This is a genomic window from Aeromicrobium sp. (assembly GCF_032084975.1).
Lineage (GTDB): Bacteria > Actinomycetota > Actinomycetes > Propionibacteriales > Nocardioidaceae > Aeromicrobium.
This window is the reverse complement of the sequence record NZ_DAMDLR010000037.1, coordinates 1-24,164: the sequence shown is the minus strand read 5'-3', so window position 1 is coordinate 24,164 and position 24,164 is coordinate 1. Positions and strand designations below refer to the sequence as shown.

The 24,164-nt window shown below is 69.5% G+C and carries 32 protein-coding genes and 4 tRNA genes; 14 read left to right on the top strand and 22 right to left on the bottom strand.

What is annotated here, in order from left to right; genetic code table 11:
• The coding region (locus tag RT323_RS10470; protein ID WP_313407973.1) for an FAD-dependent oxidoreductase at positions 1 to 596 on the top strand (596 nt) is incomplete at its 5' end.
• 10 nt (positions 597 to 606) lie between these two features.
• Positions 607 to 1,302: a hydrogen peroxide-dependent heme synthase gene (gene hemQ, locus RT323_RS10465; protein WP_313407970.1), complete on the top strand. Its 696-nt coding sequence runs from the start codon at positions 607 to 609 to the stop codon at positions 1,300 to 1,302.
• Positions 1,303 to 1,318: 16 nt separating this feature from the next.
• Here the strand turns inward: hemQ and RT323_RS10460 are convergent, their stop codons facing one another.
• From RT323_RS10460 to RT323_RS10440, 5 genes are all read right to left on the bottom strand, one after another.
• A complete protein-coding gene (locus RT323_RS10460; protein ID WP_313407967.1) occupies positions 1,319 to 1,768 on the bottom strand; it encodes a hypothetical protein in 450 nt (149 codons plus the stop codon).
• Positions 1,769 to 2,022: 254 nt separating this feature from the next.
• Positions 2,023 to 2,577, bottom strand: a complete 555-nt coding sequence (locus RT323_RS10455) for a DUF6318 family protein (protein ID WP_313407976.1) — start codon at positions 2,575 to 2,577, stop codon at positions 2,023 to 2,025.
• A 182-nt stretch (positions 2,578 to 2,759) separates the two neighbouring features.
• On the bottom strand, positions 2,760 to 3,179 hold the full coding sequence (gene msrB / locus RT323_RS10450; protein WP_313407964.1) for a peptide-methionine (R)-S-oxide reductase MsrB: 420 nt from the start codon (positions 3,177 to 3,179) through the stop codon (positions 2,760 to 2,762).
• A complete protein-coding gene (locus tag RT323_RS10445) occupies positions 3,176 to 3,673 on the bottom strand; it encodes a hypothetical protein (RefSeq protein ID WP_313407961.1) in 498 nt (165 codons plus the stop codon). The genes msrB and RT323_RS10445 overlap by 4 nt, the downstream gene beginning before the upstream one ends.
• Positions 3,674 to 3,682: 9 nt before the next feature.
• Positions 3,683 to 4,381: a pyrimidine reductase family protein gene (locus tag RT323_RS10440; RefSeq protein WP_313407960.1), complete on the bottom strand. Its 699-nt coding sequence runs from the start codon at positions 4,379 to 4,381 to the stop codon at positions 3,683 to 3,685.
• Between the two features lie 30 nt (positions 4,382 to 4,411).
• Between RT323_RS10440 and RT323_RS10435 the strand changes: the two genes are divergently transcribed.
• Entirely contained in the window at positions 4,412 to 5,248 is an 837-nt protein-coding gene (locus RT323_RS10435) for a PPK2 family polyphosphate kinase (protein ID WP_313407959.1), read from the top strand.
• Positions 5,249 to 5,273: 25 nt separating this feature from the next.
• Here the strand turns inward: RT323_RS10435 and RT323_RS10430 are convergent, their stop codons facing one another.
• From RT323_RS10430 to RT323_RS10415, 4 genes are all read right to left on the bottom strand, one after another.
• Positions 5,274 to 6,035, bottom strand: coding sequence for a sirohydrochlorin chelatase (locus RT323_RS10430; protein WP_313407958.1), 762 nt, complete (start codon positions 6,033 to 6,035; stop codon positions 5,274 to 5,276).
• Positions 6,032 to 6,229 carry a hypothetical protein gene (locus RT323_RS10425; RefSeq protein ID WP_313407957.1) on the bottom strand — a complete coding sequence of 66 codons (198 nt, stop codon included), beginning with the start codon at positions 6,227 to 6,229 and terminating at the stop codon, positions 6,032 to 6,034. Before RT323_RS10425 ends, RT323_RS10430 begins: the two co-directional genes overlap by 4 nt.
• Positions 6,226 to 7,911, bottom strand: coding sequence for a nitrite/sulfite reductase (locus tag RT323_RS10420; RefSeq protein ID WP_313407954.1), 1,686 nt, complete (start codon positions 7,909 to 7,911; stop codon positions 6,226 to 6,228). The genes RT323_RS10425 and RT323_RS10420 overlap by 4 nt, the downstream gene beginning before the upstream one ends.
• A 308-nt stretch (positions 7,912 to 8,219) precedes the next feature.
• A complete protein-coding gene (locus RT323_RS10415; protein WP_313407951.1) occupies positions 8,220 to 9,863 on the bottom strand; it encodes an acyl-CoA dehydrogenase family protein in 1,644 nt (547 codons plus the stop codon).
• 91 nt (positions 9,864 to 9,954) lie between these two features.
• Between RT323_RS10415 and RT323_RS10410 the strand changes: the two genes are divergently transcribed.
• Both RT323_RS10410 and RT323_RS10405 read left to right on the top strand, forming a co-directional pair.
• Positions 9,955 to 10,209, top strand: coding sequence for a helix-turn-helix transcriptional regulator (locus RT323_RS10410; RefSeq protein ID WP_313407948.1), 255 nt, complete (start codon positions 9,955 to 9,957; stop codon positions 10,207 to 10,209).
• Entirely contained in the window at positions 10,206 to 11,114 is a 909-nt protein-coding gene (locus RT323_RS10405; protein WP_313407945.1) for a hypothetical protein, read from the top strand. The genes RT323_RS10410 and RT323_RS10405 overlap by 4 nt, the downstream gene beginning before the upstream one ends.
• Here the strand turns inward: RT323_RS10405 and RT323_RS10400 are convergent.
• From RT323_RS10400 to RT323_RS10370, 7 genes are all read right to left on the bottom strand, one after another.
• Entirely contained in the window at positions 11,087 to 11,584 is a 498-nt protein-coding gene (locus RT323_RS10400) for a YbaK/EbsC family protein (protein ID WP_313407942.1), read from the bottom strand. The two genes, RT323_RS10405 and RT323_RS10400, sit on opposite strands and share 28 nt — an antisense overlap.
• A gap of 22 nt (positions 11,585 to 11,606) precedes the next feature.
• On the bottom strand, positions 11,607 to 12,365 hold the full coding sequence (locus RT323_RS10395; RefSeq protein WP_313407940.1) for an SGNH/GDSL hydrolase family protein: 759 nt from the start codon (positions 12,363 to 12,365) through the stop codon (positions 11,607 to 11,609).
• 184 nt (positions 12,366 to 12,549) lie between these two features.
• Positions 12,550 to 12,957, bottom strand: a complete 408-nt coding sequence (locus tag RT323_RS10390; RefSeq protein WP_313407938.1) for a four-helix bundle copper-binding protein — start codon at positions 12,955 to 12,957, stop codon at positions 12,550 to 12,552.
• A 76-nt stretch (positions 12,958 to 13,033) separates the two neighbouring features.
• Complete coding sequence (locus RT323_RS10385) at positions 13,034 to 13,294, bottom strand: hypothetical protein (RefSeq protein WP_313407936.1); 261 nt, start codon at positions 13,292 to 13,294, stop codon at positions 13,034 to 13,036.
• Positions 13,295 to 13,393: 99 nt separating this feature from the next.
• A tRNA-Val gene (locus RT323_RS10380) sits at positions 13,394 to 13,465 on the bottom strand.
• A 21-nt stretch (positions 13,466 to 13,486) separates the two neighbouring features.
• Positions 13,487 to 13,557: transfer RNA gene (locus RT323_RS10375), tRNA-Cys, on the bottom strand.
• A gap of 29 nt (positions 13,558 to 13,586) precedes the next feature.
• Positions 13,587 to 13,658, bottom strand: a tRNA-Gly gene (locus RT323_RS10370).
• A gap of 159 nt (positions 13,659 to 13,817) precedes the next feature.
• Between RT323_RS10370 and RT323_RS10365 the strand changes: the two genes are divergently transcribed.
• The 6 genes from RT323_RS10365 to RT323_RS10340 all read left to right on the top strand — a co-directional run bounded on the left by RT323_RS10365 (position 13,818) and on the right by RT323_RS10340 (position 17,605).
• Positions 13,818 to 14,573, top strand: a complete 756-nt coding sequence (locus RT323_RS10365) for an aminotransferase class IV (protein WP_313407933.1) — start codon at positions 13,818 to 13,820, stop codon at positions 14,571 to 14,573.
• Positions 14,574 to 14,625: 52 nt separating this feature from the next.
• Positions 14,626 to 14,697: transfer RNA gene (locus RT323_RS10360), tRNA-Val, on the top strand.
• A 199-nt stretch (positions 14,698 to 14,896) separates the two neighbouring features.
• Positions 14,897 to 15,367: a hotdog fold domain-containing protein gene (locus RT323_RS10355; protein WP_313407931.1), complete on the top strand. Its 471-nt coding sequence runs from the start codon at positions 14,897 to 14,899 to the stop codon at positions 15,365 to 15,367.
• Between the two features lie 41 nt (positions 15,368 to 15,408).
• Entirely contained in the window at positions 15,409 to 16,074 is a 666-nt protein-coding gene (locus RT323_RS10350) for an enoyl-CoA hydratase-related protein (RefSeq protein ID WP_313407929.1), read from the top strand.
• A gap of 2 nt (positions 16,075 to 16,076) precedes the next feature.
• The gene (locus RT323_RS10345; protein ID WP_313407927.1) at positions 16,077 to 16,688 is read left to right on the top strand and encodes a TetR/AcrR family transcriptional regulator; all 612 of its coding nucleotides are present in this window, start codon (positions 16,077 to 16,079) and stop codon (positions 16,686 to 16,688) included.
• Between the two features lie 299 nt (positions 16,689 to 16,987).
• Entirely contained in the window at positions 16,988 to 17,605 is a 618-nt protein-coding gene (locus RT323_RS10340; protein WP_313407924.1) for a hypothetical protein, read from the top strand.
• 14 nt (positions 17,606 to 17,619) lie between these two features.
• Here RT323_RS10340 and RT323_RS10335 read toward each other — a convergent pair whose 3' ends face one another.
• The 4 genes from RT323_RS10335 to RT323_RS10320 form a co-directional block, all read right to left on the bottom strand.
• Positions 17,620 to 18,990 (bottom strand): serine/threonine protein kinase, encoded by a 1,371-nt coding sequence (locus RT323_RS10335; protein WP_313407921.1) that lies wholly within the window; start codon positions 18,988 to 18,990, stop codon positions 17,620 to 17,622.
• An 82-nt stretch (positions 18,991 to 19,072) separates the two neighbouring features.
• A complete protein-coding gene (locus RT323_RS10330; RefSeq protein ID WP_313407919.1) occupies positions 19,073 to 19,447 on the bottom strand; it encodes a hypothetical protein in 375 nt (124 codons plus the stop codon).
• A gap of 6 nt (positions 19,448 to 19,453) precedes the next feature.
• Positions 19,454 to 20,605, bottom strand: a complete 1,152-nt coding sequence (locus RT323_RS10325; protein WP_313407916.1) for a TetR/AcrR family transcriptional regulator — start codon at positions 20,603 to 20,605, stop codon at positions 19,454 to 19,456.
• Positions 20,606 to 20,644: 39 nt separating this feature from the next.
• Positions 20,645 to 21,400, bottom strand: coding sequence for a phosphatase PAP2 family protein (locus RT323_RS10320; protein ID WP_313407914.1), 756 nt, complete (start codon positions 21,398 to 21,400; stop codon positions 20,645 to 20,647).
• A gap of 118 nt (positions 21,401 to 21,518) precedes the next feature.
• Here RT323_RS10320 and RT323_RS10315 point away from each other — a divergent pair, with 118 nt between their 5' ends.
• Entirely contained in the window at positions 21,519 to 22,127 is a 609-nt protein-coding gene (locus RT323_RS10315; RefSeq protein WP_313407911.1) for a phosphoribosylanthranilate isomerase, read from the top strand.
• A gap of 7 nt (positions 22,128 to 22,134) precedes the next feature.
• Here the strand turns inward: RT323_RS10315 and RT323_RS10310 are convergent, their stop codons facing one another.
• The gene (locus RT323_RS10310) at positions 22,135 to 22,374 is read right to left on the bottom strand and encodes a hypothetical protein (RefSeq protein ID WP_313407910.1); all 240 of its coding nucleotides are present in this window, start codon (positions 22,372 to 22,374) and stop codon (positions 22,135 to 22,137) included.
• An 87-nt stretch (positions 22,375 to 22,461) separates the two neighbouring features.
• On the opposite strand from RT323_RS10310, the gene RT323_RS10305 reads away from it, so the two are divergent.
• Positions 22,462 to 22,971, top strand: a complete 510-nt coding sequence (locus RT323_RS10305; protein ID WP_313407908.1) for an alpha/beta hydrolase — start codon at positions 22,462 to 22,464, stop codon at positions 22,969 to 22,971.
• 13 nt (positions 22,972 to 22,984) lie between these two features.
• Here the strand turns inward: RT323_RS10305 and RT323_RS10300 are convergent, their stop codons facing one another.
• A complete protein-coding gene (locus RT323_RS10300; protein WP_313407906.1) occupies positions 22,985 to 23,443 on the bottom strand; it encodes an Rrf2 family transcriptional regulator in 459 nt (152 codons plus the stop codon).
• Between the two features lie 50 nt (positions 23,444 to 23,493).
• On the opposite strand from RT323_RS10300, the gene RT323_RS10295 reads away from it, so the two are divergent.
• A partial coding sequence (locus RT323_RS10295; protein WP_313407905.1) for an asparaginase occupies positions 23,494 to 24,164 on the top strand: 671 nt, incomplete at its 3' end.

Genomic DNA, 24,164 nt, shown 5'->3' with positions numbered 1-24,164 from the left:
CGGTCCGCGAGCGCTTCGACGCCGTCGTGATGGCCGCTCCCGCGCCTGCCGCGTCACGGCTGCTCGCCGAGGTGGCGCCGCGCGCGGCGTTCGCGCTGGCGGGCCTGGACTACGCCTCGATGGTGGTCGTCTCGTTCCTCCTCGAGGGCGCCGAACTGCCGTCGGGGACGGGTTTCCTGGTGCCGCCCGTCGAGTCGACGCAGATCAAGGCGGCGACGTTCTCGACGCGCAAGTGGGCGTGGCTGGCGGAGTCCGCCGGCGGTGCGACGATCGTCCGGACGTCCCTGGGACGGGCCGGCGAGACCGCGACGCTGCAGCGCGACGACGCCTCGCTGACGGATCTGGCCCTGTCGGACCTGCGGGCCATGGTCGAGCCGGACGGATCGATCGGCTCGGTCGCGGGGACGACGGTGCAGCGGTGGGGCGGCGGCCTGCCGCAGTACGAGGTGGGTCACGGCGACCTGGTCCGGACGGTGGTCGAGGACGTCGCCACGGTGCCCGGACTCGAGCTGTGCGGTGCCGCGTACGAGGGCGTCGGCATCGCCGCGGTGGTGGCCACCGGGAGGGCAGCCGCGCGACGAACCCTCGCCGGGTGAGAATGGACGCATGAGTTCGCCTGAGATCGACCACGAGCAGATCAACTCCAGCATCCGGTACGCGATGTACTCGGTGTTCCGGATCGAGCGTCCCCTCGGTGATGCCGATCGGTCCGCGCTGGCGGCCGAGGTCGAGTCGGTCTTCTCGAGCCTCGGTGGCGACGTCGTGGTGCGCGGCACGTACGACCTCAGCGGCATGCGCGCGGACGCCGACCTGATGGTCTGGTGGCACGCTCCCGAAGCCGATGCGCTCCAGGACGCCTACAACGCGTTCCGCCGCACCGAGCTGGGCTCGCACCTGACGCCCGTGTGGTCGAACGCCGGCCTGCACCGTCCGGCCGAGTTCAACCGTGCTCACGTGCCGAACTTCCTCACGGACGACACGCAGCACCGGTACCTGTGCGTGTACCCGTTCGTGCGCTCGTACGAGTGGTACCTGCTGCCGCAGGACGAGCGCAGCCAGATGCTGCGTGAGCACGGCGAGGCCGCCCACGGCTACGCGGACGTCCGCGCGAACACGATCGCTTCGTTCGCGCTGGGCGACTACGAGTGGCTGCTGGCGTTCGAGTGCGACGAGCTGCACCGCATCGTCGACCTGATGCGCGACCTGCGCGCGACGACCGCCCGTCGCCACGTCCGCGAGGAGCTGCCGTTCTACACCGGCCGCGCGATGTCCGTCGCCGAGCTCACCGCCCTCTGGCCCTGAGCTCGGGTCAGTTGGCTCAGTCCGTCAGGACGGGCCGTGCTTCGCGGATGCGCAGGGCCGTGCCGGGTCCGGGCGCGGTGATCGTGGTGTCGAGGCTCTGCCAGTCCCCGTCGTCGATGCGATAGGTGACGCGGTAGGTGACGTCGACCCGAGGCGTGACGCTTCCGGGTTCCTTGTACTGGTGGATGACGTCCATGGCGGGGTAGGGGCGTCCGGGGCTCGTCGTGGTCTGGGTGCTGCCGTCGCCGTGGTGCCACGTGAAGGCGGCGGGCTCGGCGCGCAGGTCGACTGTCGAGTCGAGGATGTCCACGGTCCGCTCGAACGGTGCTGCGGTGGTGTGGAAGATCGTCTCCAGGTTGACGAGGGTCGAGCCGGCCGGCTGGACGGTCACGCGGAGGCGGGGGAGGCCGATTCGCTTGACCTCGCGCTCGACGTCGCCCGGGTCCGGCGCTGCGACTTCATCCACCGGTTCCGAGGGCTCGGGTGGCGTGATGCACTCATCGTTCGGGAACGGCGCCTCAGGACGGCAGAAGAACGGCTCAGGCTCGTACGGCGGCGGGGGAGGAGACACCGGCACCTGCGACCAGGCCGGCGGTGGTGCAGGAACGGTGGGAGCGGTGCGCTCGAAGTCGTCGATTACGACGATGGGATCCGTGGGACTTTCTCCCACATCCGGTCTAAGCGGCAAGACGATGAAAATGCCTGCTGTGAGAATCTCGATCATTCGTAGCCGCCCGATCCGAACTGGGTGACGATCCACCCGTCATCGAACCGCAGCGCGAAGGTGACGCGAGTCGACGTGGCCTTGATTTTCGTCGTGGGCTCGCCCGCGCTTTGCTTGTACATCCCGCGCGAGATCTTTAGGTCTGTAGTAACGAAGGAACTAGCGTCCACGCGCGGGTCATGACGGACGACGGAGTCGTTGGGAGCCGACCAATTCTGACGAAGCAGACCCCCAGCCTCATACGTATCCCGGAAGAGGCCGATGTACCTCGTGCATCCTTCACACTCCTTCGCCGAGAGACGCTGCAGCTCCTTCACGTCTCCGGTGTTGGCCGCGTGTCCGAGGACTTGGACGTAGTGGCGAACAAAGGTGGAAACGCCACTTCGTGTGTTCATGCTGGCCGCTGCTGGCGGTGCCGGAAGGGGCGGCGTCGGAGCCGTCGACGCAGTTGTCGCGGTCGTAGGTTTCGTAGGGTCAGGCTCGTCCCCACCGCAGGAACCAACCCCGAACGCGAGTACTGCCACGCACGCACCGACCACCAGAGACCGCATCGTTCCCCCGAACCAAGACGTCACTTCGAGTTACGCACTCTAGCGACGGCCAGCCGGCGGGGGCAGCCCTCATCTCACGTCGTGTGGACAACTCCACGCCCCGTGAGATGTGAAGGGTTGCGTACCTTTCTGGGTCCAAGAAGGTACGCAACCCTACAAATCTCGCCCGCGGGACACGGGGGTCAGTCGGCGTCGAGGCTCAGGGCGATGCCGTTGATGCAGTAGCGCAGGTCGGTGGGGGTGGCGAAGCCCTCGCCGGCGAACACGTGGCCGAGGTGGGAGCCGCAGTTGGCGCAGCGGACCTCGGTGCGCTTCATGCCCAGGGTGACGTCCTCGATGTACTCGACGCGGTCCTCGGCCAGCGGGGTGTAGAACGAGGGCCATCCGCACTGGGCGTCGAACTTGGTCTCGCTGCGGAAGAGCTCGGCCTGGCAGGCGCGACAGCGGTACACGCCGACGGTCTCGTCCTTCTCGTACTCGCTGCTGAAGGGCCGCTCGGTGCCGGCCTGGCGCAGGACGTGGTACTCGGCGGCGCTGAGCTCCTCGCGCCACTTCTCGTCGGGACGGTCGACCGCGTAGGTCTTGTCAGTCTTGTCGCTCACATCTCCGCCTGTTCGTCGAAAGTCAGGTGTTCCAACAGGTGCAACGTCGGGACGTCCAGTTTTCTTCTCGCGCGCGACGTCCAGTCGACGTGAAGGAACTCACGTACGACGTGCGGCTCGGTCAGGATGATGACCTCGTCGCACGACTTCTCCTTGACGAGCGCGACGAGGCCCTCGATCGGGTCGTACTCCATCAGCGTGGTGGTGACCTTCTGGCCGCGCTGGGTGAACAGGGCGGCCGAGGCGTCGAGCTCGCGCTGGCCCTCCTCGCGCAGCTCGTCCTCGAGACGCGTGTACGCAGCCGGCTCCTCGAGAGGCACGAACTGGGCACCGCCGAACGCCGTCATCGAGGCGCTGAGCGCCGCCGGGGACGAGTCCACCGGGAGCAGCAGGTGGTAGGTGACGTCGTCCTCGACGCCTTCGTGCAGGGCCAGGACCTGGTCTGCGTCGAGATCGATGAGTTGGCGCTCGATCAGCAGTGCGACGTTGTACATGGCCACAGCCTAGGCCTGTCGGCGGACTCGGACCCAGCGTGCGAGCAGCACGTCGTCCTCCTCGAGCACGTGGCCGAGGCGCATGGGGCGCTCGACGGCGGACGCGCCCTCGGTCATCCGCTTGGCCGGACCCCCGACCAGATGCGGCGAGATCGTCACGCACGCCTCGTCGACGAGGTCGTGCTCCACCAGGGCCCCGTGCAGCTCGGGCCCGCCCTCGCACAGGATGCGCTTCAGCCCGCGGGCAGCAAAGGAGTCCAGGACGGCGGGCCAGTCGACCTCGGTGTCTCCGGCCACCACGACGTCGACGCGATCGGCGAGCCGTTGGCGGGCCTCGGCGGGCGAGGACTGGACCGTGATCACCATCGTGCCCGGCGCCAGCAGGACGTCGGGGATGTCCAGGCTCCGGCTCACCACGGCCAGCAGCGGCAGCTGCTCGCGTCCTTCCCGCAGCTCGGCGTGGATCGAGTCGGCTTGGATCGGCTTGTAGCCCTCGGCCCGCACGGTCCCGGCTCCGACCAGGACGACGTCGCACAGGCTCCGCAGGACACGGAAGACGTTCAGGTCCGGTTCCCCGCCCAGGTCCCCGGAGACACCACGGGCGTCCTGGACCGCGCCGTCGAGTGAGGACACGAAATTGGTCCTTACCCACGGCAGCGCGCTGTCGGGGTAGGCGTACAGGTCGGCGAGCTCGTTCACATCCGGCATGCCCTCCACGGTAGGGGCATACTGCCGAACATGACGGATCTGCGCTCGGCCCTGGCGACGAAGGGGCCCATCGACCTGTCGACCATCGGATCGGACTCGACGCCGCAGTTCGAGGGCGGGAAGAAGGACGCGCAGCGCCTGCTGCCCCAGATCGGCCGGCAGCTGATGGACCTGCAGGAGCTGCTGTTCGCGAACGGCCGCTCAGGCACCACGGACCGCAAGGTGCTGATGCTGCTGCAGGGCATGGACACGTCCGGCAAGGGCGGCACCCTGCGGCACGTCGCGGGGCTCGTCGACCCCCAGGGCGTGCTGATCACCGCGTTCAAGGCGCCGACGGAGGAGGAACGGCAGAAGGACTTCCTCTGGCGCATCGAGAAGGAGGTGCCGCCGCCCGGGATGATCGGCGTCTTCGACCGATCCCACTACGAGGACGTCCTGATCGGTCGGGTCCGCGAACTGGCGTCCGCCGAGGAGATCGAGCGCCGCTACGACGCCATCAACGACTTCGAGAAGCGCTTCGTCGACGGCGGGGGAGTGCTGCTCAAGTGCTTCCTGCACATCAGCCCCGAGGACCAGAAGGAACGCCTCACCGAGCGGCTCGACGACCCGACGAAGTACTGGAAGTACAACCCCGGCGACCTCGATGAGCGAGAGCTGTGGGGCCCGTACCAGCAGGCCTACGAGATCGTCCTCGAGCGGTGCTCGACCGACCACGCGCCCTGGCACCTCGTCCCGGCCGGACGCAAGTGGTACCGCAACTGGGCGATCGCGACGATGCTCGGCGAGACTCTGGCCGACCTCGACCTGCAGTGGCCGCCGCCCGACTTCGACGTGGAGGCACAGAAGAGGCGCCTGGCCACGATGTGACCGGGCGCCTCCTCGCGAATCCTGCTCAGACGTCGGCGAACAGCGCGTCCATCGGGACGAGATCGACGGCGCCCACGGCGTAACGGGCCAAGATGACCTCGGCCACCTCGTCGGCGACGCCGAGCGGCTCGGCGACCGTGACGGCGCCGGCCTCGAGGGCCAGCTCGGTCACGCGGTCGGGAAGCACGCCGGGAGCCAGGAACAGCATGCCCACGGCGATGTGGCGACGGCCGTCGGCCCGGTGCGTGCGCACCGCCTCGCTGGCGGCCGGGGGAGCGGCCGAGGCGAACGCCGCGATCGTCGGCAGCTTGTGGTGCGCGCCCCAGGCCCGGGCCGCCCGCGCGATCATCGCGTTGGCGAACGAGTCGGAGGAGCCGGCGCCGGCCAGCACGAGCGCGTCGAGCTCGCGGACGCGGTTCTTGCTGAGCGCCTCGCGCAGCCGACGGTCGAGAACGTTGAGGAACGAGCTCTCGATGCCGAGCACCTTCGTGACCTCGATGCGGACGTCGTGCTTGGCGGCCGCGGCCTTCGCGGCCTCGGGCACGTCGACCTTGGCGTGGTACGCCTCGGTCAGCAGCAGCGGGACCACGACGATCTCGCCGAAGCCCTCGGCGGCCAGCCGCTCGACGACCTCGTCGAAGCTGGGGCCGCACAGGTCCAGGTACGCGGCCTCGACTCGAAGGTCGGGACGCATGCACGCCACCACCTCCGTCAGGGCGTTGATGGTCTCGGCCGAACGCGGGTCACGGCTGCCATGGGCGAGCGCGACCAGTGCGGGTGCGGTCATCGTGCATTCCTCCCTTCCTGCGCTGCTGTCGTGTGGGGTGCGGTGGTCTGATTCGGGGCCAGGTGGCCCAGGAACTTGAGGCTGAAGGCGCGCAGGCAGCTGCGGCACTCCCACGTGCCGTGCGTCGCGCCGTGGGGACGCAGGTCCTCGTCGGCGCAGTACGGGCACGAGTAGGGGACGAGACGCTCACTCATCGGAGCACCTCCTCGTCGGCGCGCGAGACCCAGGCGGCGAACGACTCGCCGTGCTCGCGGTTCGCCAGGTAGGTCCGCGACAGCTTCTCGACGTAGTCGGGCAGCTGGTCGCCGGTGACCTTGTGCGCGCGGAGCTTGCGGCCGAAGCCGGCGTCCATGCCCAGGGCGCCACCGAGGTGGACCTGGAAGCCCTCGACCTGGTTGCCGTCCTCGTCCATCACCAGCTGGCCCTTGAGCCCGATGTCGGCCGTCTGGATGCGGGCGCACGAGTTGGGGCAGCCGTTCACGTTGACCGTGATCGGGGTGTCCAGCTCGGGGACGCGCTGCTCGAGCTGGTCGATGAGGTCGGCGGCACGGTCCTTGGTGTTGACGATCGCGAGCTTGCAGTACTCGATGCCGGTGCAGGCCATCGTGTGCTGGCGCCACTGCGAGGGCCGGGCGTGCAGGCCGAGCTGGGCCAGTGCCGCGACCAACGACTCGACGCGGTCCTCGTCGACGTCGAGGACGACGATCTTCTGCATGGGGGTGAGCGCCACGCGATCGGAGCCGTGCGCCTCGACGACGTCGGCCAGCTCCTGGAGCAGCGGGCCCGAGATGCGGCCCACGGTCGTGGCGGCGCCGACGTAGAACCGGCCGTCGACCTGGCGGTGGATGCCGACATGGTCGACCGGAGTGTCAGGGACCGGCGGAGCGTCGAGATCGGGCAGCGAGCGCTCGAGGTACTCGGTCTCGAGCACCTCGCGGAACTTCTCGATGCCCCAGTCCTGCACGAGGTACTTCAGGCGGGCGCGTGAGCGCAGCCGGCGGTAGCCGTAGTCGCGGAAGATGCTGACGACGCCCTCCCACACCTGGGGGACCTCGTCGAGCGAGACCCAGGCGCCCAGCCGCTCGGCCAGGTGTGGGTTGGTGGACAGGCCGCCGCCGACCCACACGTCGAAACCGGGACCGAGCTCGGGGTGGACCGCGCCGATGAAGGCGACGTCGTTGATCTGGGGGACGACGTCGTGGCCGGGATGCCCGCTGATGGCGGTCTTGAACTTGCGGGGCAGGTTCGAGAAGGCCTGGTCGCCGATGTAGCGGCTCTCGATGGCCTCGATCGCGGGGCGGCCGTCGATGATCTCGTCGGCGGAGACGCCGGCGACGGGACTGCCCATGATGACGCGCGGGCAGTCGCCGCACGCCTCCTGCGTGGACAGGCCGACCGACTCGAGCCGCTGCCAGATCGTTGGCACGTCGCGGACGTCGATCCAGTGGTACTGGATGTTCTGGCGGTCGGTGACGTCGGCGGTACCGCGGCCGAAGTCGACCGAGACGTCCGCGATGGCGCGCAGCTGCTCGAGCGAGAGCTGGCCGCCGTCGACGCGCACGCGCATCATGAAGCGGTCGTCGTCGAGCTCCTCCGGCGCGAGGGTGGCGGTCTTGCCGCCGTCGATGCCGGCCTTGCGCTGCGTGTACAGGCCCCACCAGCGGAACCGACCGCGCAGGTCGCCGCCGTCGATGCTCTCGAAGCCGCGGTGCGCGTAGATGTTCTCGATGCGGGCGCGGACGTTCAGCGGGTTGTCGTCCTTCTTGGACTGCTCGTTGGCGTTGAGCGGCTCACGGTAGCCGAGCGCCCACTGGCCTTCGCCCTTGCGACGGCGCGGGCGGCCAGGGGCTGCGGGTGCGGTGGGGGAAATCGTCATGGTGCTCTCTGGTCGCGTCTCGGGTGCGCCGGCGTCATCGCTCGGGCGCTGCTTGCGGAGGGGAGGGCAGTCAGTGACACATCATCGAGACCGCACGACCGAGGTCGACGTGGAGTCGTTCCACGAGCCATACGGTCTGGGCGGTGAGCATGGCGACAGTCTGTCCAGTGGGATGCCCGTCCAACAAGCGGACGTCTCGTAATATGGACCGCAGGACCAAGGAGTGAGACACGCTCAGGAGCAAGTGCTGCCATTCGAGGGAGAATGGGCAACGAGAGGGTCGGGTTTTTCGGCCGGAGTGGCCAGCGTCACACCGCCGGCTGGGCCCGATCGACGATCTCGCGCAGGGCCAGACCGCTCGGCATCGTGCCGAACGTCCCGGCCCATTCGCCGCCCAGGCGCGAGGCGCAGAAGGCGTCGGCGACGGCTGGAGTGGAGTAGCGGATCAGCAACGAGCCCTGCAGGATCGCCGCCATCCGCGAGGCGATCCAGCGCGCCGATGCCTCGGCGTCCGCGGGGTCCGCGAGTCGGCGCAGGACCTCGTCGACGGCGGCGTCGAGGCGGGCGTCCTGGCCTCGCACGGTGCCGACCTCGTCGCGCCACGCCTCGAGGGTGCCGCTCTCGCGCGAGAGTGCGCGCAGGACGTCGAGGGCGTTGACGTTGCCGCTGCCCTCCCAGATCGAGTTGAGCGGCGACTCGCGGAAGAGCAGCGGCATCCCGGACTCCTCGGCGTACCCGTTCCCGCCGAGGCACTCGAGGGCCTCGCCGACCATCATCGGCGTGCGCTTGCAGACCCAGTACTTCTCCAGCGCGAGGCCGATGCGGCGCAGGCCCTGCTCGTGCTCGTCGTCGGGGCGGTCCACCGCGGCGGCCAGCCGCAGGCCCGCCAGCATGCCCGCCTCGGACTCGATGGCGAGGTCGGCCAGGACGCCGACCATGGCGGGCTGGTCGATCAGTCGCGCGCCGAAGGCCGACCGATGGCGCGCGTGCCATGCCGCCTCGGCGAAGGCCTTGCGCATGATCGAGGCCGAACCGAGGATGCAGTCCATCCGCGTCGCCGAGACCATGTCGATGATCGTGCGGATGCCGCGGCCCTCCTCACCGAGGCGGACGGCCCAGGTGTCGTCGAACTCCAGCTCGCTGGAGGCGTTCGACTTGTTCCCGAGCTTGTCCTTGAGCCGCACGATCGTGATCGGGTTGCGGGTGCCGTCGGGCAGGACGCGGGGCACGACGAAGCACGTGGAGCCGGCATCGGTCTGCGCCAGGACGAGGAAGACGTCGTTCATGGCCGCGGAGGTGAACCATTTGTGGCCCGTGAGCCGGTACTCGCCCGGCACGTTCGTGGACTTCGCGATCGTGCTGTTGACGCGCAGGTCGGAGCCGCCCTGCTTCTCGGTCATGCCCATGCCGGCCAGCAGGCCGGCCTTCTCCTGGGGTGCGCGAAGCCCGAAGTCGTAGGTCCGGGACGACAGCCCGGGCGTCCACTGCTGGGCCAGCTGGGCATCGGCGCGCAGGGCGGGGACGACCGCGTACGTCATCGTGATCGGGCACATGTGGCCCTGCTCGGCCTGCCCCCAGGTGTAGAAGCCCGCGGCCCTGCGCAGGTGCGCGGCGGGGTGGTCGGAGGTCCACGGCTCGGCGGTCAGGCCGAACCCGACGCCTCGCTCCATGAGCCAGTGCCACGAGGGGTGGAATGAGATCTCGTCGATGCGCCGGCCGAAGCGATCGACCGGATGGTGCACCGGCGGGTTCTCGTTGGCGAGGTGCCAGTGCTCGCGCGCCTCGGCCGATCCTGCCAGCTCGCCGATGGGGTCGAGGTGGTCGCGGATGCCCGCGGCATGCTCGCCCGCCAGTGCGGTGATCGCGTCCTGCAGTGGCGTGTCGGAGGCGGCGATGTTGACATCGTCGAAGGGCACGGCTTGGTTCGCGGGGATGCGCTGCACGGGATCCATGGGCCCACCGTAGAACGCGACGCGGACACCGCGTCGGACATCGCACGCGTGCTATGGACAGACATAGCATGCGTGCGATACGTTCGGCGCCATGCGAGGACCGATCGAGCACGACGACTTCTACGAGGGCATCGCCCGCCAAGTCGTGGAGCAGCGTTCGGTCTGTCGTCTCTCCCAACGTGAGCTGGCCGACCTGTGCGGCACGACCCAGTCGGCGATCGCCCGGTTCGAGTCCGGTTCACGTCCACCCAAGCTCGACACCCTGCTGCGGATCGCCGCGGCCCTGGACTGCGAGCTTGACGTCACGTTCCGGCCGCGAACGCGCCCAGCGAAGGAGTCCCGATGAGCACTCGAGTCGACACCGAGGAGATCGAGTCCACCCGCAGCGAGAAGCTGCTCGCGGTGCTGCTGGGGGTGTTCATGCTGGTCGGCACCGTGTGGTTCTACGCCCAGGTGCCCAGTTGGGTCGAGTCGGCCGTCCCGCAAGGGAACGACGCGTCGGTCCAACGGGTGATGAACGAGCAGGCGCGCGCCGAGGAGGCGAGGTGGGACGCCGAGACGAAGCGTGACGACGCGCGAGCCGAGCTGGACGTCGCGCGGGAGGACTACAAGCTCGCGCTCCAGGAGGGTCAGCGCGAGGGGGCCGCTCGCGAGGCCTACGACGTCGCGCAGGCGAGGTACGACCGGGCCCAGGCGGACCTGGAGTCGGCCGTCGCGAACTCCGACGAGGCCGACGAGGCGGTCGAGGACGTCCAACGCGACCTCAACGGGGACAACCACTCGGGGACCCAGGCCTGGATCATCGCGATCGTCCGGCTGCTCTTCATCACGGGATGGACCTTCGTCTCCTATCAGGCGATCGCGCGGATGCGGCGGCGTGAGTCGCGTTACCTGACGCTGGGGTTCGCCGGAGCCGCCGTCGGCGCGATCATGGCGCTGGTCTTTGCTGTCGACTACATCACCGACTACGTCGACCCGCTCGACCTCGGCCCGTTCGTGCTGTCGATCCTCGGCGTCGCGGCGACGGTGGTGGCCTTCCGGGTCCTGCAGAAGTACCTGGCGGCACGGTTGCCGGGGCGACGGGTGCGCAAGGGGGAGTGCCCGTTCTGCGGGTTCCCGCTGCGCGAGGCGGGACTCGAGCACGGCCCGCACTGCGCCGGCTGCGGCCGAGACGTCGTTGCGCGCTGCTCGAACTGCGAGGTGTCGCGGCGGGTCGGCTCGTCCTACTGCGTCGCCTGCGGCTCGGCGTAGTCGGGCAGGCGGCCGATCGTCACCCAGCCGACGGCGCCGGAGAGGTCCACGAGGTCCTCGGGTGACACCTCGATGGCGGAGTCCGGGCTGCCGGCGGCGGGGAACACCGTGGTGAACCGGCGCAACGACGTGTCGAGGTGGACGGTCGCGGAGCCGGGGTTGGCGAAGGGGCACACCCCGCCGACCGGATGACCGGTGAGTCGCTCGACCTCGTCGGCCTTGAGCATCGTGGCCTTGCGCCCGAACGTGGACTTGAAGGCTGCATTGTCGGTACGTGCGTCGCCTGCCATCACGACCAGGACGCACGAGTCGGGGGAGTCGCCGCGGAACGACAGCGTCTTGGCGATCCGGGCCGGCTCGACGCCGAAGGCCTCGGCGGCCTCGAGGACGGTGGCACTCGATCCCGGGGTGCGCAGGACGTCGTCCCGGCCTCGGGCGCTCAGGTATTCGCGGACGCTCTCGATCGACATGGCTCGATCCTGCCCGACGGACTCAGATGCGCGTGAACCGGTCGAGCAGGTCCGAGTTGGCGAGGATCTCGTCGCGCAGGAACCGGCTGCCCAGGTTGTTCGGGTGGATGCCGTCGGGCGCATGCTCGATCGAGAGGCGGCGCGTGTCGACCCACGTGAAGCCGTGGGCCTGGGCGGCGGTGCGGATGATGGGCCGGATCACGCGGGCCTTGCGAGCCTTCGACTGGCCCCACGGACTGATCACGTACACGTCGGCGCGCGGGCGGCCGAGCTCGTCCCACACCTGGGCCAGCTCGTCGAAGTACTCGTCGGCGGCAGTCACGATCTCGGTGCGGGTGGACTGGATCGGTCGACCCTGGGCGTTGCAGCGTCGCCAGTCGTTGCGCCCGCCCTCGATGAACAGGATGCGCGGGGCGTTCTCGCGGATGGTGTCCATCCGTCCGCGGAAGCGGCTGTGCGCACAGCTGCCGCTGCGGGCGAGGAAGCCCGTGCCGCCGACGGCGTCGATGACCGGCTCCAGGCCAAGATCGGCGCCGAGCGTGGCCCACCAGCCGGGGAACCGGCTGTTCCTGTCGCCGTAGTAGGAGGTGTACGAGTCGCCGATGACGACCATCTTCTGCCGCTCGACGGGTGCGGTGATCGCTCGCGGCGTCTCGGGCGGGAGGTCGGTCGAGCTCGCGGGGGAGGCGGCGGTGCTGGTGACCAGGGCCACCAGCGTCGCGGAGACGGCGGCGGCGACGAGGGCGAGGCGCCGTACGGGCGTCTGCGCACGGCTGCTCACGCGGAGGCCTCCCAGGGGTGCGGATCGATGTGCCGCGGGTAGTCTTCCGCACCCGACCGTGACTTGTCACGCCGCGCCGAGGGTACGGCGGGTCGGATTCGTCACACGGGCAACAGGACACCCAGGCGTGCCCCCGAGATCAGAAGCACCCTGGGCGTCCCGTCGTGGAGGTGAGCGTCCGTGGTCAGCCGAGGCTGGCGAGCAGCTCCTCGCAGGCCTTCGCGCAGGCCCGGCACGCCTCGGCGCACAGGCGACAGTGGTCGTGCATGTCCGCGTGGGATGCGCACTCGTCCCCGCACGAACGGCAGGCCGTCAAGCAGGCCTGCAAGGTCGCACGAGTGACGTCCGCGTCATAGCCGGTGTGTCGCGACAGCACGCGTGCCGTCGCCGCGCACAGGTCGGCGCAGTTCAGGTCCGTGGTGATGCAGGAGCGCAGGTCGGCGACCATGTCCTCGGCCAGGCACGCATCCGCGCAGGCGGTGCACGCCTGCGCGCACTCCAGGCATGCCGCGATGCACGTGGCGAGCAGGTCGCGGTCGAGGCCGATCGCGCCGGGATGGGCGTCGATGAACTCGGCGGTTCGATGGGTCACGGTTCCTCCTCGGTCGGGTCGTCGTCTCTGTTTCGACCGTAGGACGAAAGCGACCCGGCCGCGACCTGCTCGGCGGTCACGCGCGGGTCGAGCGCTTCCCGGCCAGGCCCTCGGCGACTCCGATCAGCAGGACGGCGGCGATGACGGCCAGGACGAAGCCCAGGATGTTGAGCTCCCAGATGTCGCCCGTCCCGAACAACTGGGCGATGAGGCCGCCGATGAGGGAGCCGACGAGACCCAACGCCAACGTGGCGAGGATGCCGAGGTTCTGCTTGCCGGGCTTGATGAGGCGGGCGAGCGCTCCGATGATGAGGCCAGCCACGAGGAATCCGATCATGCTCAAGATCTATCGGTTCTCGTGGCGGTCAGCACGCCGAGCGCGGGCCCGAAAGCGAAGAACCCCGGAATCTCAAGGATTCCGGGGCTCTTCCGTGTGTGGGCGATACTGGGTTTGAACCAGTGACCTCTTCCGTGTCAGGGAAGCGCGCTACCGCTGCGCCAATCGCCCGTGTGTATTGAATTTTCAGCGAGGTGGGTACGGGATTTGAACCCGTGTAAACGGATTTGCAGTCCGTTGCCTCGCCTCTCGGCCAACCCACCGCAGGATGGGTCTGGCGAGACCCTCTCCGAGCGGACAACGAGATTCGAACTCGCGACCCTCACCTTGGCAAGGTGATGCTCTACCACTGAGCTATGTCCGCACTGGCCGCTTGACCGGCCGAAAAGAAACATTAGCGGATCGTCCTCGAGCATCCAAAACGGGGTCGGCCTATGGTCGTGCCATGAAGGCTTGGCTCAATGGCGAGTTACTGCAATTCCCGAACGATCGGGCCCTGAGTGTTCTTGACCACGGTGTCGTCGTGGGCGACGGAGTGTTCGAGACGGCCGCCGTGATCGACGGTCGGCCATTCGCGTTGACGCGGCACCTGGAGCGTCTGGCGACGTCCGCCGAGGGCCTGGGGATCGGGCGGCCCGACCTGGACCTCGTGCGCGAGGGTGTCGAGAGGACGCTCGAGGGACAGGACCTGCCCTTCGGCCGGGTACGCATCACGGTCACGTCGGGTGCCGGTCCGCTGGGTTCGCCACGAGGCGACGCGGGTCTCACGCACATCGTCGTGACCGAGCCGGCCGAGCGTCCACCGGAGGTCAGCTCGATCGTGACCGTCCCGTGGACCCGCAACGAGCACGGGGCGCTCGCCGGACTCAAGACCACCTCGTACGCCGAGAACGCCAAGATGGTCGAGTACGCGCGGGCCAGGGGAGCGTCGGAGGCCGTCATGGCCAACACCCGCGGCGACCTGTGCGAGGGCACCGGCTCGAACATCATGTACGTCCTGGACGGGCAGATCGTGACGCCGACGCTCGAGTCCGGGTGCCTCGCGGGCATCACGCGGGCGCTGGCGCTCGAGTGGCTGTCGGACGACTTCGACGTCGTGGAGCGCGATGCTCCGATCGAGGTCCTCGCAGACGCCGACGAGGTGATGCTCGTCGGAACCACGCGGACGATCCAGGCGATTGGTCGCGTGGACGATCGCGAGCTGCCGGCGCCCGGTCCGATCACGCTGAAGGCGCAGGAGGTCTGGCGCTCGCGAGAGGCCGAGGGGATCGACCCCTGACGACCCCATTCGCGGTTCTCGCGGAGGGTGCGTTAGTCTGGTCGTCGCACTCGGGCGATTGGCGCAGTGGTAGCGCGCTTCGTTCACACCGAAGAGGTCACTGGTTCGAACCCAGTATCGCCCACCCGAGAGAAACCCTGGAATCGCGATGATTCCGGGGTTTTCGGTTTTTCCGACGGCGCTCCGCGGTGGACGGAAACGACACGGAGCCACTCATCGACCTCGCCAAGCGGTGGCCGACGGATCCTGCCCGACACCCGGTGTCTTTTTTGGAGCACTCGTTCAGTTAGTGTCCCCGGCACACCGGGAACTGGAGGAGTCACATGAGCGAGTCCGCGATCAAGCGCAGCTACCGAGCACTGGAATCCAAGCCGTGGGGCAAGCGCGTGTTCGCCACGGCGGTGAGCCTGAAGGCGCCGTACTTCCGCACCATTCGTCCACGGTTCGTCAGCCTGGAGCCGGGCCGGGGCGAGGTGATGATGCGTGACCGCTGGTCGGTCCACCACCATCTCGGCACCGTCCACGCCATCGCGAGCTGCAACCTGGCCGAGCTCGTCGCCGGCACCACGCTCGACGTGTCGTTGCCGGACACCCACAGGTGGATCCCGAAGTGCATGACAGTGACCTACCGCAAGAAGGCCAAGGGCGACCTGCGTGGCGTCGCGACCGTCGAGGACCTGAGTGCGATCTCCGCGGACGAGACGCGTGACGTCGTCGTCGACGTGGACGTCACCGATCCCTCGGGCGAGTCCGTGGTGCGCGCCGCGATCACCATGTGGATCTCGCCGAAGTAGTCCGGACCCAACACGAACACCCACGAATCACGGAGGAATCCATGACCACACTCACGAACCACGACGGACCCGTGTGGGTCCTGAACCTCGGCAACGACGAGAACCGCTTCTCGCCGGACGCGCTGGCGCGGATCACCACGCAGCTTGACGAGCTCGCGCACGGCAACGACCCTGCGGTGCTCGTCACCACGGGGACGGGCAAGTTCTTCTCGAACGGCCTGGACCTGCAATGGCTCTCGGACCACCCGGCCGAGCTGGGCTCGTACGTCGATCGGGTGCATGCGCTCTTCGCGAAGGTCCTGACGCTGCCGTTGCCGACGATCGCCGCCATCAACGGCCATGCGTTCGGCGCGGGGGCGATGCTCGCGATGGCGCACGACTTCCGCACGATGCGCGAGGATCGCGGGTTCTTCTGTTTTCCCGAGGTCGACATCCACATCCCCTTCACGCCGGGCATGGCCGCCCTCATCCAGGCCAAGATCACGCCCGCGGCGGCCGTCGAGTCGATGACGACCGGCCGCCGCTACAGCGGGCCTGAGGCACACCGCGTGGGAATCGTGGACGCCGTCGCTTCGCACAGCGAACTCGTCGAGAATGCGGCCTCCAGCGTCGCGGCGCTCGCCGGCAAGGACCGTGCGACGTTGCGCACGATCAAGGAGACGATGTACGCCTCGGCCATCGACGCCCTCCAGCCACAGGCGGACTGACCATGGTGCGCGGCCGCCCGCGGGAGCACAACCCGCAGACACTCCTGAACCACGCCCGCTCGCTATGGGTGGAGAAGGGCACGGCGGGCCTGACGATCCGTGCCCTGAGCGACAGGGCGGGCGTCGGGAACGGCGTCATCTACAACGCGTTCGGGTCGCGGAGCAATCTGCTGGCGCAGGTCTGGATCCGTGAGGCGGACGCCTTCCTGGACTACCAGCGTGACCTGGTCGACACCGCCGTCCGCGACCGTGGGGCGCAGGCGGGAGTCCTGGCGGCCGCGCTGTCGTTGCGCTCGTATGCCAGCACGAACGAGGAAGCCGCTCGGCTGCTGCTCGCCGTCGAGGCGAAGGACCTGATCAGCACGGACCTCGGCGCCGGGGAGGGAAGCGAGGTCGTCAGGCTCCGCGCCGAGCTCGGCAGGCTGATCACCGGTCTCGCCGATGAGCTGTGGGGCCGCACGGATCCTCGCGCCGTCGCCCTGGTCAAGATCTGCGTCGTCGACCTGCCGGGGAAGCTGCTGCTCAGTGCGAACCGCCTCGACAGCGGCCTCGCGCAACACGCCCTGCGCGAGGCCGTTCGCGGCATCACCGCAGCGGAGCCGCCGCCGACCTGACTGCGATGGGTGTGCCAGTGAGCAAGCGCTGCGCCCAACGCATGCGATCGGCTCGAAGCGCACCCGTGCCCGCTGGTGCCCTTTCGCATCGCGAACCGTCAGCGCGGCGGGTGTGCGGCCCGAGGTGGATCACCCTTCCGGGGTGATCACGCGAATGGTGGGGAACGCGACGATGGAGGCAGTTGGCTGAGGCGGTCTGTGCGATCGCGCTGCCCGAAGCGCACGGCCACGTGCCTGCTCACGGTCGAGCGCGAACATCGTGATCCTCGCGAGCGCGGAGACGAAGGGACGGTGAGGACATGACGGACTCCGGGGAGGATGGCTCGAAGGCGTTCGACGTCGTGTGTGTCTTCGTGCTCTCCATCACCGCGGTCCTGACCGCGTGGTGTGGGTTCGAGTCCTCGAAGTGGGGCGGTGAGATGTCCATCGCCTTCAGCCAGGCCTCGGGTGCTCGCATCGAGGCCACGGCGCAGGAGGATCGCGCCAACTCGGCTCGTCAGTACGACCTCACCATCTACACCGAGTGGGTCCGTGCGGTCCAGGACGACCGTCCAGCGCTCAGGCAGTACGTCGAGGACCGCTTCACCCCGGAGTTCCGCGTCGCATTCGATGCGTGGGAGGCCGGCGGCCGCGAGGCGCAGGGGCCGTTCAAGATGGCGGAGTACGTTCCGCCGGGCACCCGGGAAGCGGCCGAGCTGACCGAGAGGGCCGACGAGCGGTTCGATCAGGCACTCGTCAACAACCAGCGCGGCGACGACTACGCCCTGCTCACCGTGCTCTTCGCCCTGGTTCTCTTCCTGACCGCGCTGTCGCAACGAGAGCTGGCCACCCCGATGAGGCGGGCACTGCTCGGTCTCGCGATCGCCTTCGGCGTGGCGGGTCTGCTCATCATGTTGACCTTCCCGATCAAGATCTGAGAACCCTGACGTGATCAGCCGAACAAGCCGCCTTCCACGGTTCCGAGGCGCACCCGCTGCGGGTGGTCGCCGACCGGCAGGTAGGCGATCTCCTTCTTCGTCCTGACGTCCAGGACGGCGACGGCGTCGGAGTCCGACAGCGAGATCCAGCACGTGTCCTCGAGGCCCTCGGTCGTCCAGTAGGGCTTGAGGTAGCTGTGCCCGGTGGTCTCGGCGTCGAAGAACGTCGCCTCGCCGGTCGCCCTGTCGACGAGAGCGGCGTAGTCGTCCATCGTGCCCGCGGCGCACAGTGTCGTGCCGTCCTCGTCGATGGACAGGCCATGGTGTGCGGAGTCGTTGACGTACTCGGAGATCGGCATCTTGGGCACCCGGTTGGGCAGCGGGATCAGTCGCGTGACGGCACCCGTGCGGGGCTCGGCGACCTTGCCCGTGGAGTAGTCGACCTTGCCGTTGAGGTCCGCCGCCTGCGTGTCGAACTCGACGATCCCGTGGTACCAGGACACCTGGAAGTAGATGAAGCGCTCGCCCGGGGCGATCGCCATCGGGCGCACCGCGGCACTCATCCTGGGGTGGCCGGCCTCGGCGAGCTCCTTGCCCATGTCCCAGCGCTTGTCGATGCCGAAGTCGTCGTTGCGCACGATCTCGAACCACCGGTCGCCCTTGGTCCAGTCGCCCGCGGGTCCGTCGAAGGAGGTGTAGGCCGAGCCGATGGACGCGTGATAGATGCGCTTGCCGTCGGGGGAGTAGTTGTTCTCGTGGGGTGTGTCGCCGGACTCGAAGGAGCGCATGCGGTCGCCCATCCTGACCTGCTTGCCGTCGGGCAGGGTCTGGTCGACCATGGCGAACTCGATGACCTGGCGCTCGACGGAGTCGCTGACCAGGAGTCGCTTGCCGTCGGGGGAGAGTCCCGCGTGGTCGCTGCGGTAGCCGTCGATCGGCGTCTCCGCGACGATCGAGTCGCTGTCGCCGGCGACGGCCTTGGCGATGTCGATCCACACGACGTCGGCGAAGCTCGGGCGCGAGACGGCCAGGTACCTGCCGTCCTGGGTGCTGAACATGTCGTCGACGAACTGGTCGTGACCCTGGCCGGGCCCGATGCGGACGGCCAGGAAGGTGACCAGGCGCAGCGGGTTCCGCTTGATGTCGCGCATCTCCTGGTCCTTGTCCGGGATCAGGTTGATGCCGGACTTGAGGATCTCCGGGTCGCGCGCGTCGACGATCGAGGCGGTTCCGGCCCAGTTGTTGCCCACGAACATGACGTCGCGCAGCGAGCCGGGATCGGAGGCGTCCGCCCCGGACGCCGCCGCGGACGGGATCAGGGCAGTGGCGAGGGCACCGGCGGCCAGAGTCGCGGTGAGCCGAGGGAGGCGTGGGTGCATGGACATGGGACGAGCATGCACCCGATGTAACTCACAGTGACACCCCGCGTCTCACTCCTTGGTGACGTGGGTCACACGTGGTGGCCGATCAGCGATGGACGTCGGGGAACCCGCCGATCCGCACCAGGTTCCCGTGCAGGTCGATGAGATGGAACTCGGTCGCGCCCCAGGGTTCGTCCTGCGGCGCGCTCAGCACAGCGGGCTCGGGCACCTCGACGTCCGCCCATCCTGCGTGGCAGGCGCGGGCCGATCCCGGGTCGGGGAACCGGATGTAGCACGCGACGTCGTTCGTCCAGCGGTCCACCGAGGGATCGAGCCAGAAATGGAGCTCGATCGCGAGCCGCTCGTGGCGCAGGACCAGGTACTCGGCCCAGCGACCTCGGGCGGCGAAATCGAAGCGCTGCCAGAACGCCTCCGTCACGTCGAAGTCGCCGCTGGGCAGGATCGGGATGGTCTCGGGCACACCTGATCATCTCCCGAGGCCGAGTGCTCCGGTGACCAGCGCCTCGACGGCTCGCCGGTTCCGAGGCGTGTCCTGCCAGCGAAGTCGACGTCCCGCCTCGACCACGACGCCGAGACCGGCGTGGACGAGCACGGCCGCCTGGCGCTGGTCCAGCTCGGGTCGCGCGGCGCGGAGCAGCCGGACCCAGATCGCGACGTGGTCGCGCTGGGCCTGGACCAAGGGCGTCCGCAGCGCCGGGGGAAGCCCGATCAGCTCCGCCTCGGCCACGCGGGTGAGGTCGCGATGGTCGAAGCTGTACGCCACGTAGGCAGCCACGAGTGCCTCCACGCAAGCACCCGAATCGGCGGGGTCGGCGAGTGCCTTCGACACCCGCTCCGACAGCAACCATGCGGCACGGAGGCAGGCGGCGGCGAGGATGTCGGCCTTCCCCGGGAAGTGCCGGTAGATCGCGGAGGGGACGACGCCGACCTCGTGGGCGACCTGGCCGAGCGTGACGTGGTGGAACCCGTCCCGGGCGAACAGCGGGATCGCCGCGGCGAGCACCTCGTCGCGCCGGCTCGCCGGCGCAGCGGGAGGGGCAGAAGGACTGGACGAGGGGGAGACAGGTGCCACGGTCGCCGAGGCCGCGCCGGTGGCCGCGGCCACGATCAGCTGCTCGGCACGGGGCACGGCGATGCGCGTGCGGTGCATCGTCACCGAGCCGATCGCGCCGAGGGCTGCGCAGGCGCGCAGGTCGGGCGGCAGGTCCTCACCGGCAGGCACCTCCGCGGCGACGCGCTCCACGACGCGAGTGAACTTCGCGCTGAGCGCGTGGCGCTCCTCGGCCGCGAGGTGGCGCGCCTCCCAGCGATGGACGCCGCCCGAGTCGCGGTGGGCGAGGGTCTCCCGGGTGATCTCGGTGAGCAGTGGCTCGAGGCCGGCATCGGACGGCACCCGGTCGAGCACGGCCAGCAGCCCGTCCGCCATCGCGTTGGCGCACTCGGCGAACAGCGCGTACTTGTTCGGGAAGTGCCGGTAGAGGGCGGGCGCCGTGATGCCCACCCGGTGAGCGATCTCCTCCATCGAGGCGCCGTGGTAGCCGCGTTCGCCGAAGACCCGACCGGCTGCCGCCACGATCAGCGCGCGGCGGTTGCGCGGCCTGGTCGCGGGCTGGTGCATGGCGACAGTCAAGCACCGGCCGACCGGCGGGAGGTTCGCTCAGGCCGTGACGGTGCCGTGCACCGAGTCGTCCGCGACCGGGTCGGTCTCCTTGAGGCCCTTGCCGATGAGGCGCAGGAAGCCGTCGGCCGCGGCGAGCAGTCCGACCGCCGCCACCGCGTCGATCCACCAGTGGTTGGCGGTGACCACGACGATCGCCAGGGTCAGTGCCGCGTGGGTCGCCGCGATGACGGCCAGCCATCGCGGTCCCGTGCGGATGACCACGTAGGCGATCAGCACCGCCCATCCGACGTGCAGGCTCGGCATCGCCGCGAACTGGTTCGCCAGGACTCCGCTGGTCCCGTCGTAGGGGGAGGGGCCGTAGCGCGTCATCGTGTCGACGAAGCCCCACTGCGGGAACATGCGCGGCGGTGCCAGTGGGAAGGCCATGTGCAGGAGCAGCGCGGCCCCGGTCTGCAGCATCCACAGGTTCCGAGCCCAGCGGTACTGGGCCAGGGGGCGGCGCAGGAAGCCCCAGAGCAGGAACACCGCGATGAGCGGGAAGTGCACGTACGTGTAGTAGATGTTCGCCGCGCGGAAGAGGGGCTCGGAGTGGACGGCGGCCTGGATCGACGCCTCGGACGGCAGCCAGACCATGCTCTCGAGCCGGTGCACGATGCGGGCGTTGCCGACCGCGACCTGCTCGTGCCCGCGCGCGATGACCCGCCCCAGCTTGTAGGCGAGGAACAGCCCGCCGGCGAGGGCCACTTCCCGGATCGCCGTGGACACGTTGAGGTGAGAGCCGCTGGTGGTCATCTGCCTCCTCGGTCCCCGGGGCCGGAGCCCAGATCGTCAGGCTAACGCGATCCCGCCACCTTCAGGGGAGACTGGATTGGGCCGGTCCGGGCGCGGTGGTGCCTGAGAGGATGGCGGGGTGTACGTGAAGATCTGTGGCCTCCGCACGGCCGAGCACGCGACGGTGGCGGTCCAGTCCGGCGCCCACGCGGTCGGTGTCGTGATGAACCGGACCAGCTCCCGGCGCGCGTCGCAGGACGAAGCACGCGCCGTCGTCGAGGCGGCGACCGGACGTGCCGACACCGTGCTCGTCGTCAACGACATGCCGGCCGCCGAGGCGGCCCGGACGGCGGACCGACTGGGCTTCGACGTCCTCCAGCTGCACGGCAAGAACTACTCCCGGACCGACTTCGACGACGCGCTGCGGATCGTGCCCCGGGTGTGGCGGGCCACGTCGCTCGATCTCGACCCGCCGCTCGAGGTCGGCGCCTGGGGTGAGGAGGTGCTGCTGCTCGACGCGCCGAAGCCCGGCTCGGGCGAGCGCTGGGACCTCAGCGAGCTGGCCGACCGGGCGCCCGACGGACGGTGGCTCGTCGCGGGCGGACTGTCGCCGGAGAACGTCGCCGAGGCCGGCCGTGCGGTGCGGCCCTGGGGCGTGGACGTCTCCAGTGGCGTCGAGGTGGCGCCGGGGGAGAAGTCGTCCGACCTGATCCGCGCGTTCGTCGCGGCGGCCACGCGCGAGTCCTGACCGCGACTCAGCGGTCCCGCGCGGCGCGGATCCCCAGTTCGACGCCCTTGGCGATGATCACCACCAGCAGGGCTGCGGTGCCGACGGCCGCCACGGTCAGACCCAGGGGGCCGAAGTCCTGGTCGACCGAGAGAAGGATGCCCGCGAGGAGCCACAGCACCATTCCTGCCAGCAACCAACCCGCGGCGGGATCGCTCTTGCGTTCACCGTTCGGTGCCTGGCGTTCCGGTGTGGCGTCCTGGGTCATGCCCGACAACGTACGCCCCGGGGTGCCCCGAGCGAGGACGTCGGCCGAGAGGTCCTTGTTCGGCGAGCCGACGATGCCCGTGACGTCATGGCCGTCGCCGACGCGCTCGGACTGGAGGAGTACCACCTCGTCGGGTACTCGATGGGTGCGGTGGTCTCGCTGCTGACGGCCGCGCAGGACCCGCGGGTGTCGCGACTCGTGATCGGGGGAATGGGATGCGCGGTGGTCGAGTGCGGTGGTGTCGACACCCGCGTCCTGGACGCCGAGAGGCTCGTCGAGGCGCTGCTCACCGAGGGAGACCTCGACGGCTACCCCGCGACGGCGAGGGCGTTCCGCGAGTTCGCGGACTTCCTCGGCTCGGACCGGCCGTCGTTGGCGGCGCAGGCCCGGGCGGTGCACGCGGGGCCGACCCCGTTGGATCTCGTCACGGTGCCGACACTGCTGCTCGCCGGGAGCGAGGACGAGCTGGCGACCCGGCCGCACGTGCTGGTCGACGCGCTGCCGGACGCGCGCCTTCGCGTCATCGACGGTGACCACCTCGGTGCGGTCGTGGCGCCGGAGTTCGCCGCGTCGATCGTCGAACTCCTGGACGGCTGACCGTCGAACCCGGTCAGTGCGGGCGCCAGGCCTCGTCGTTCTCTGTGCGCCTGATGACCGAATCGGGCAGTTCCGCGGAGGCCAGCTGGGCGATCGTGACGGACTCCAGCACCTCGCGCAGGGCGTCGCGGGCGGCGACCCAGACGGGCTTGAGCACCTCGGCGCGGCCGTTGTAGGAGACGGACTCGGGACGCACGCCGTACACGGACACAAGCGGTCCGTCGACCGCGCGGATCACGTCGGCGATCGTCACCTCGACGGCCGGACGTGCCATCCGCCACCCACCGGACTGGCCGCGCTGGGCGAGCAGGATGCCGGCCTTGCGCAGGTCGCCGAGGATCGACTGGAGGAACCCGTGAGGGATGTCCTGGCGTCGTCCGAGCTCGTCCGCCGTGATCGCCTTGTCACCCGGCTCGGCAGCCAATTCGATGAGGGCGCGCAACGCGTAGTCGGACTTCGTGGAGACTCTCACCCGACCAGTGTCCCAAAGTCGTCTCCCGGGGGCGGCGCTATCCTCCCGAGGTGAGCGATCGACAGCTGGTCAACCCCGATGTCTCGTCCGTCCCGGCGGCTCCGCTGGCGCACGTCGTGCGCGGCGACCTCGTCGAATCGGTGCACCTGGGCCACCTCGTCGCCCTCGACGCGGACGGGCGGGTCGCCCTCGCGCTGGGCGACCCGCAGGTCACGATCTGGCCGCGGTCCAGCGTCAAGCCGCTGCAGGCCGTCGCGATGGTGCGGCACGGCCTCGACCTGCCCGACCGACTGATGGCGCTGGCCGCCGCCAGCCACAACGGTGAGCCGAACCACCTGGCCGGCGCCCGCGAGATCCTGGCCCTCGCTGGGCTCGACGAGGACGACCTGCTGAACACGCCCGACCTCCCCTGGGGCAGCACCGCACAGCGCACATGGCTTGCCGGCGGCAACGGTCCGGAGGCCATCACGCAGAACTGCTCGGGCAAGCACGCCGCGATGCTGCTGACGTGCGTCACGGCCGGGTGGGACACCCAGACCTACCTCGACCCCCAGCACCCGCTGCAGGTCGCGATCGCCGAGACGATCGCCGAGCTCACCGGCACGCCGATCGCCGCGGCCACGACCGACGGCTGCGGCGCCCCGCTGTTCTCCACCACGGTCTCGGGGCTCGTCCGGGCGTTCGCCGGCGTCGCCTCGGCGCCGACGCTCGAGCCGGAGTC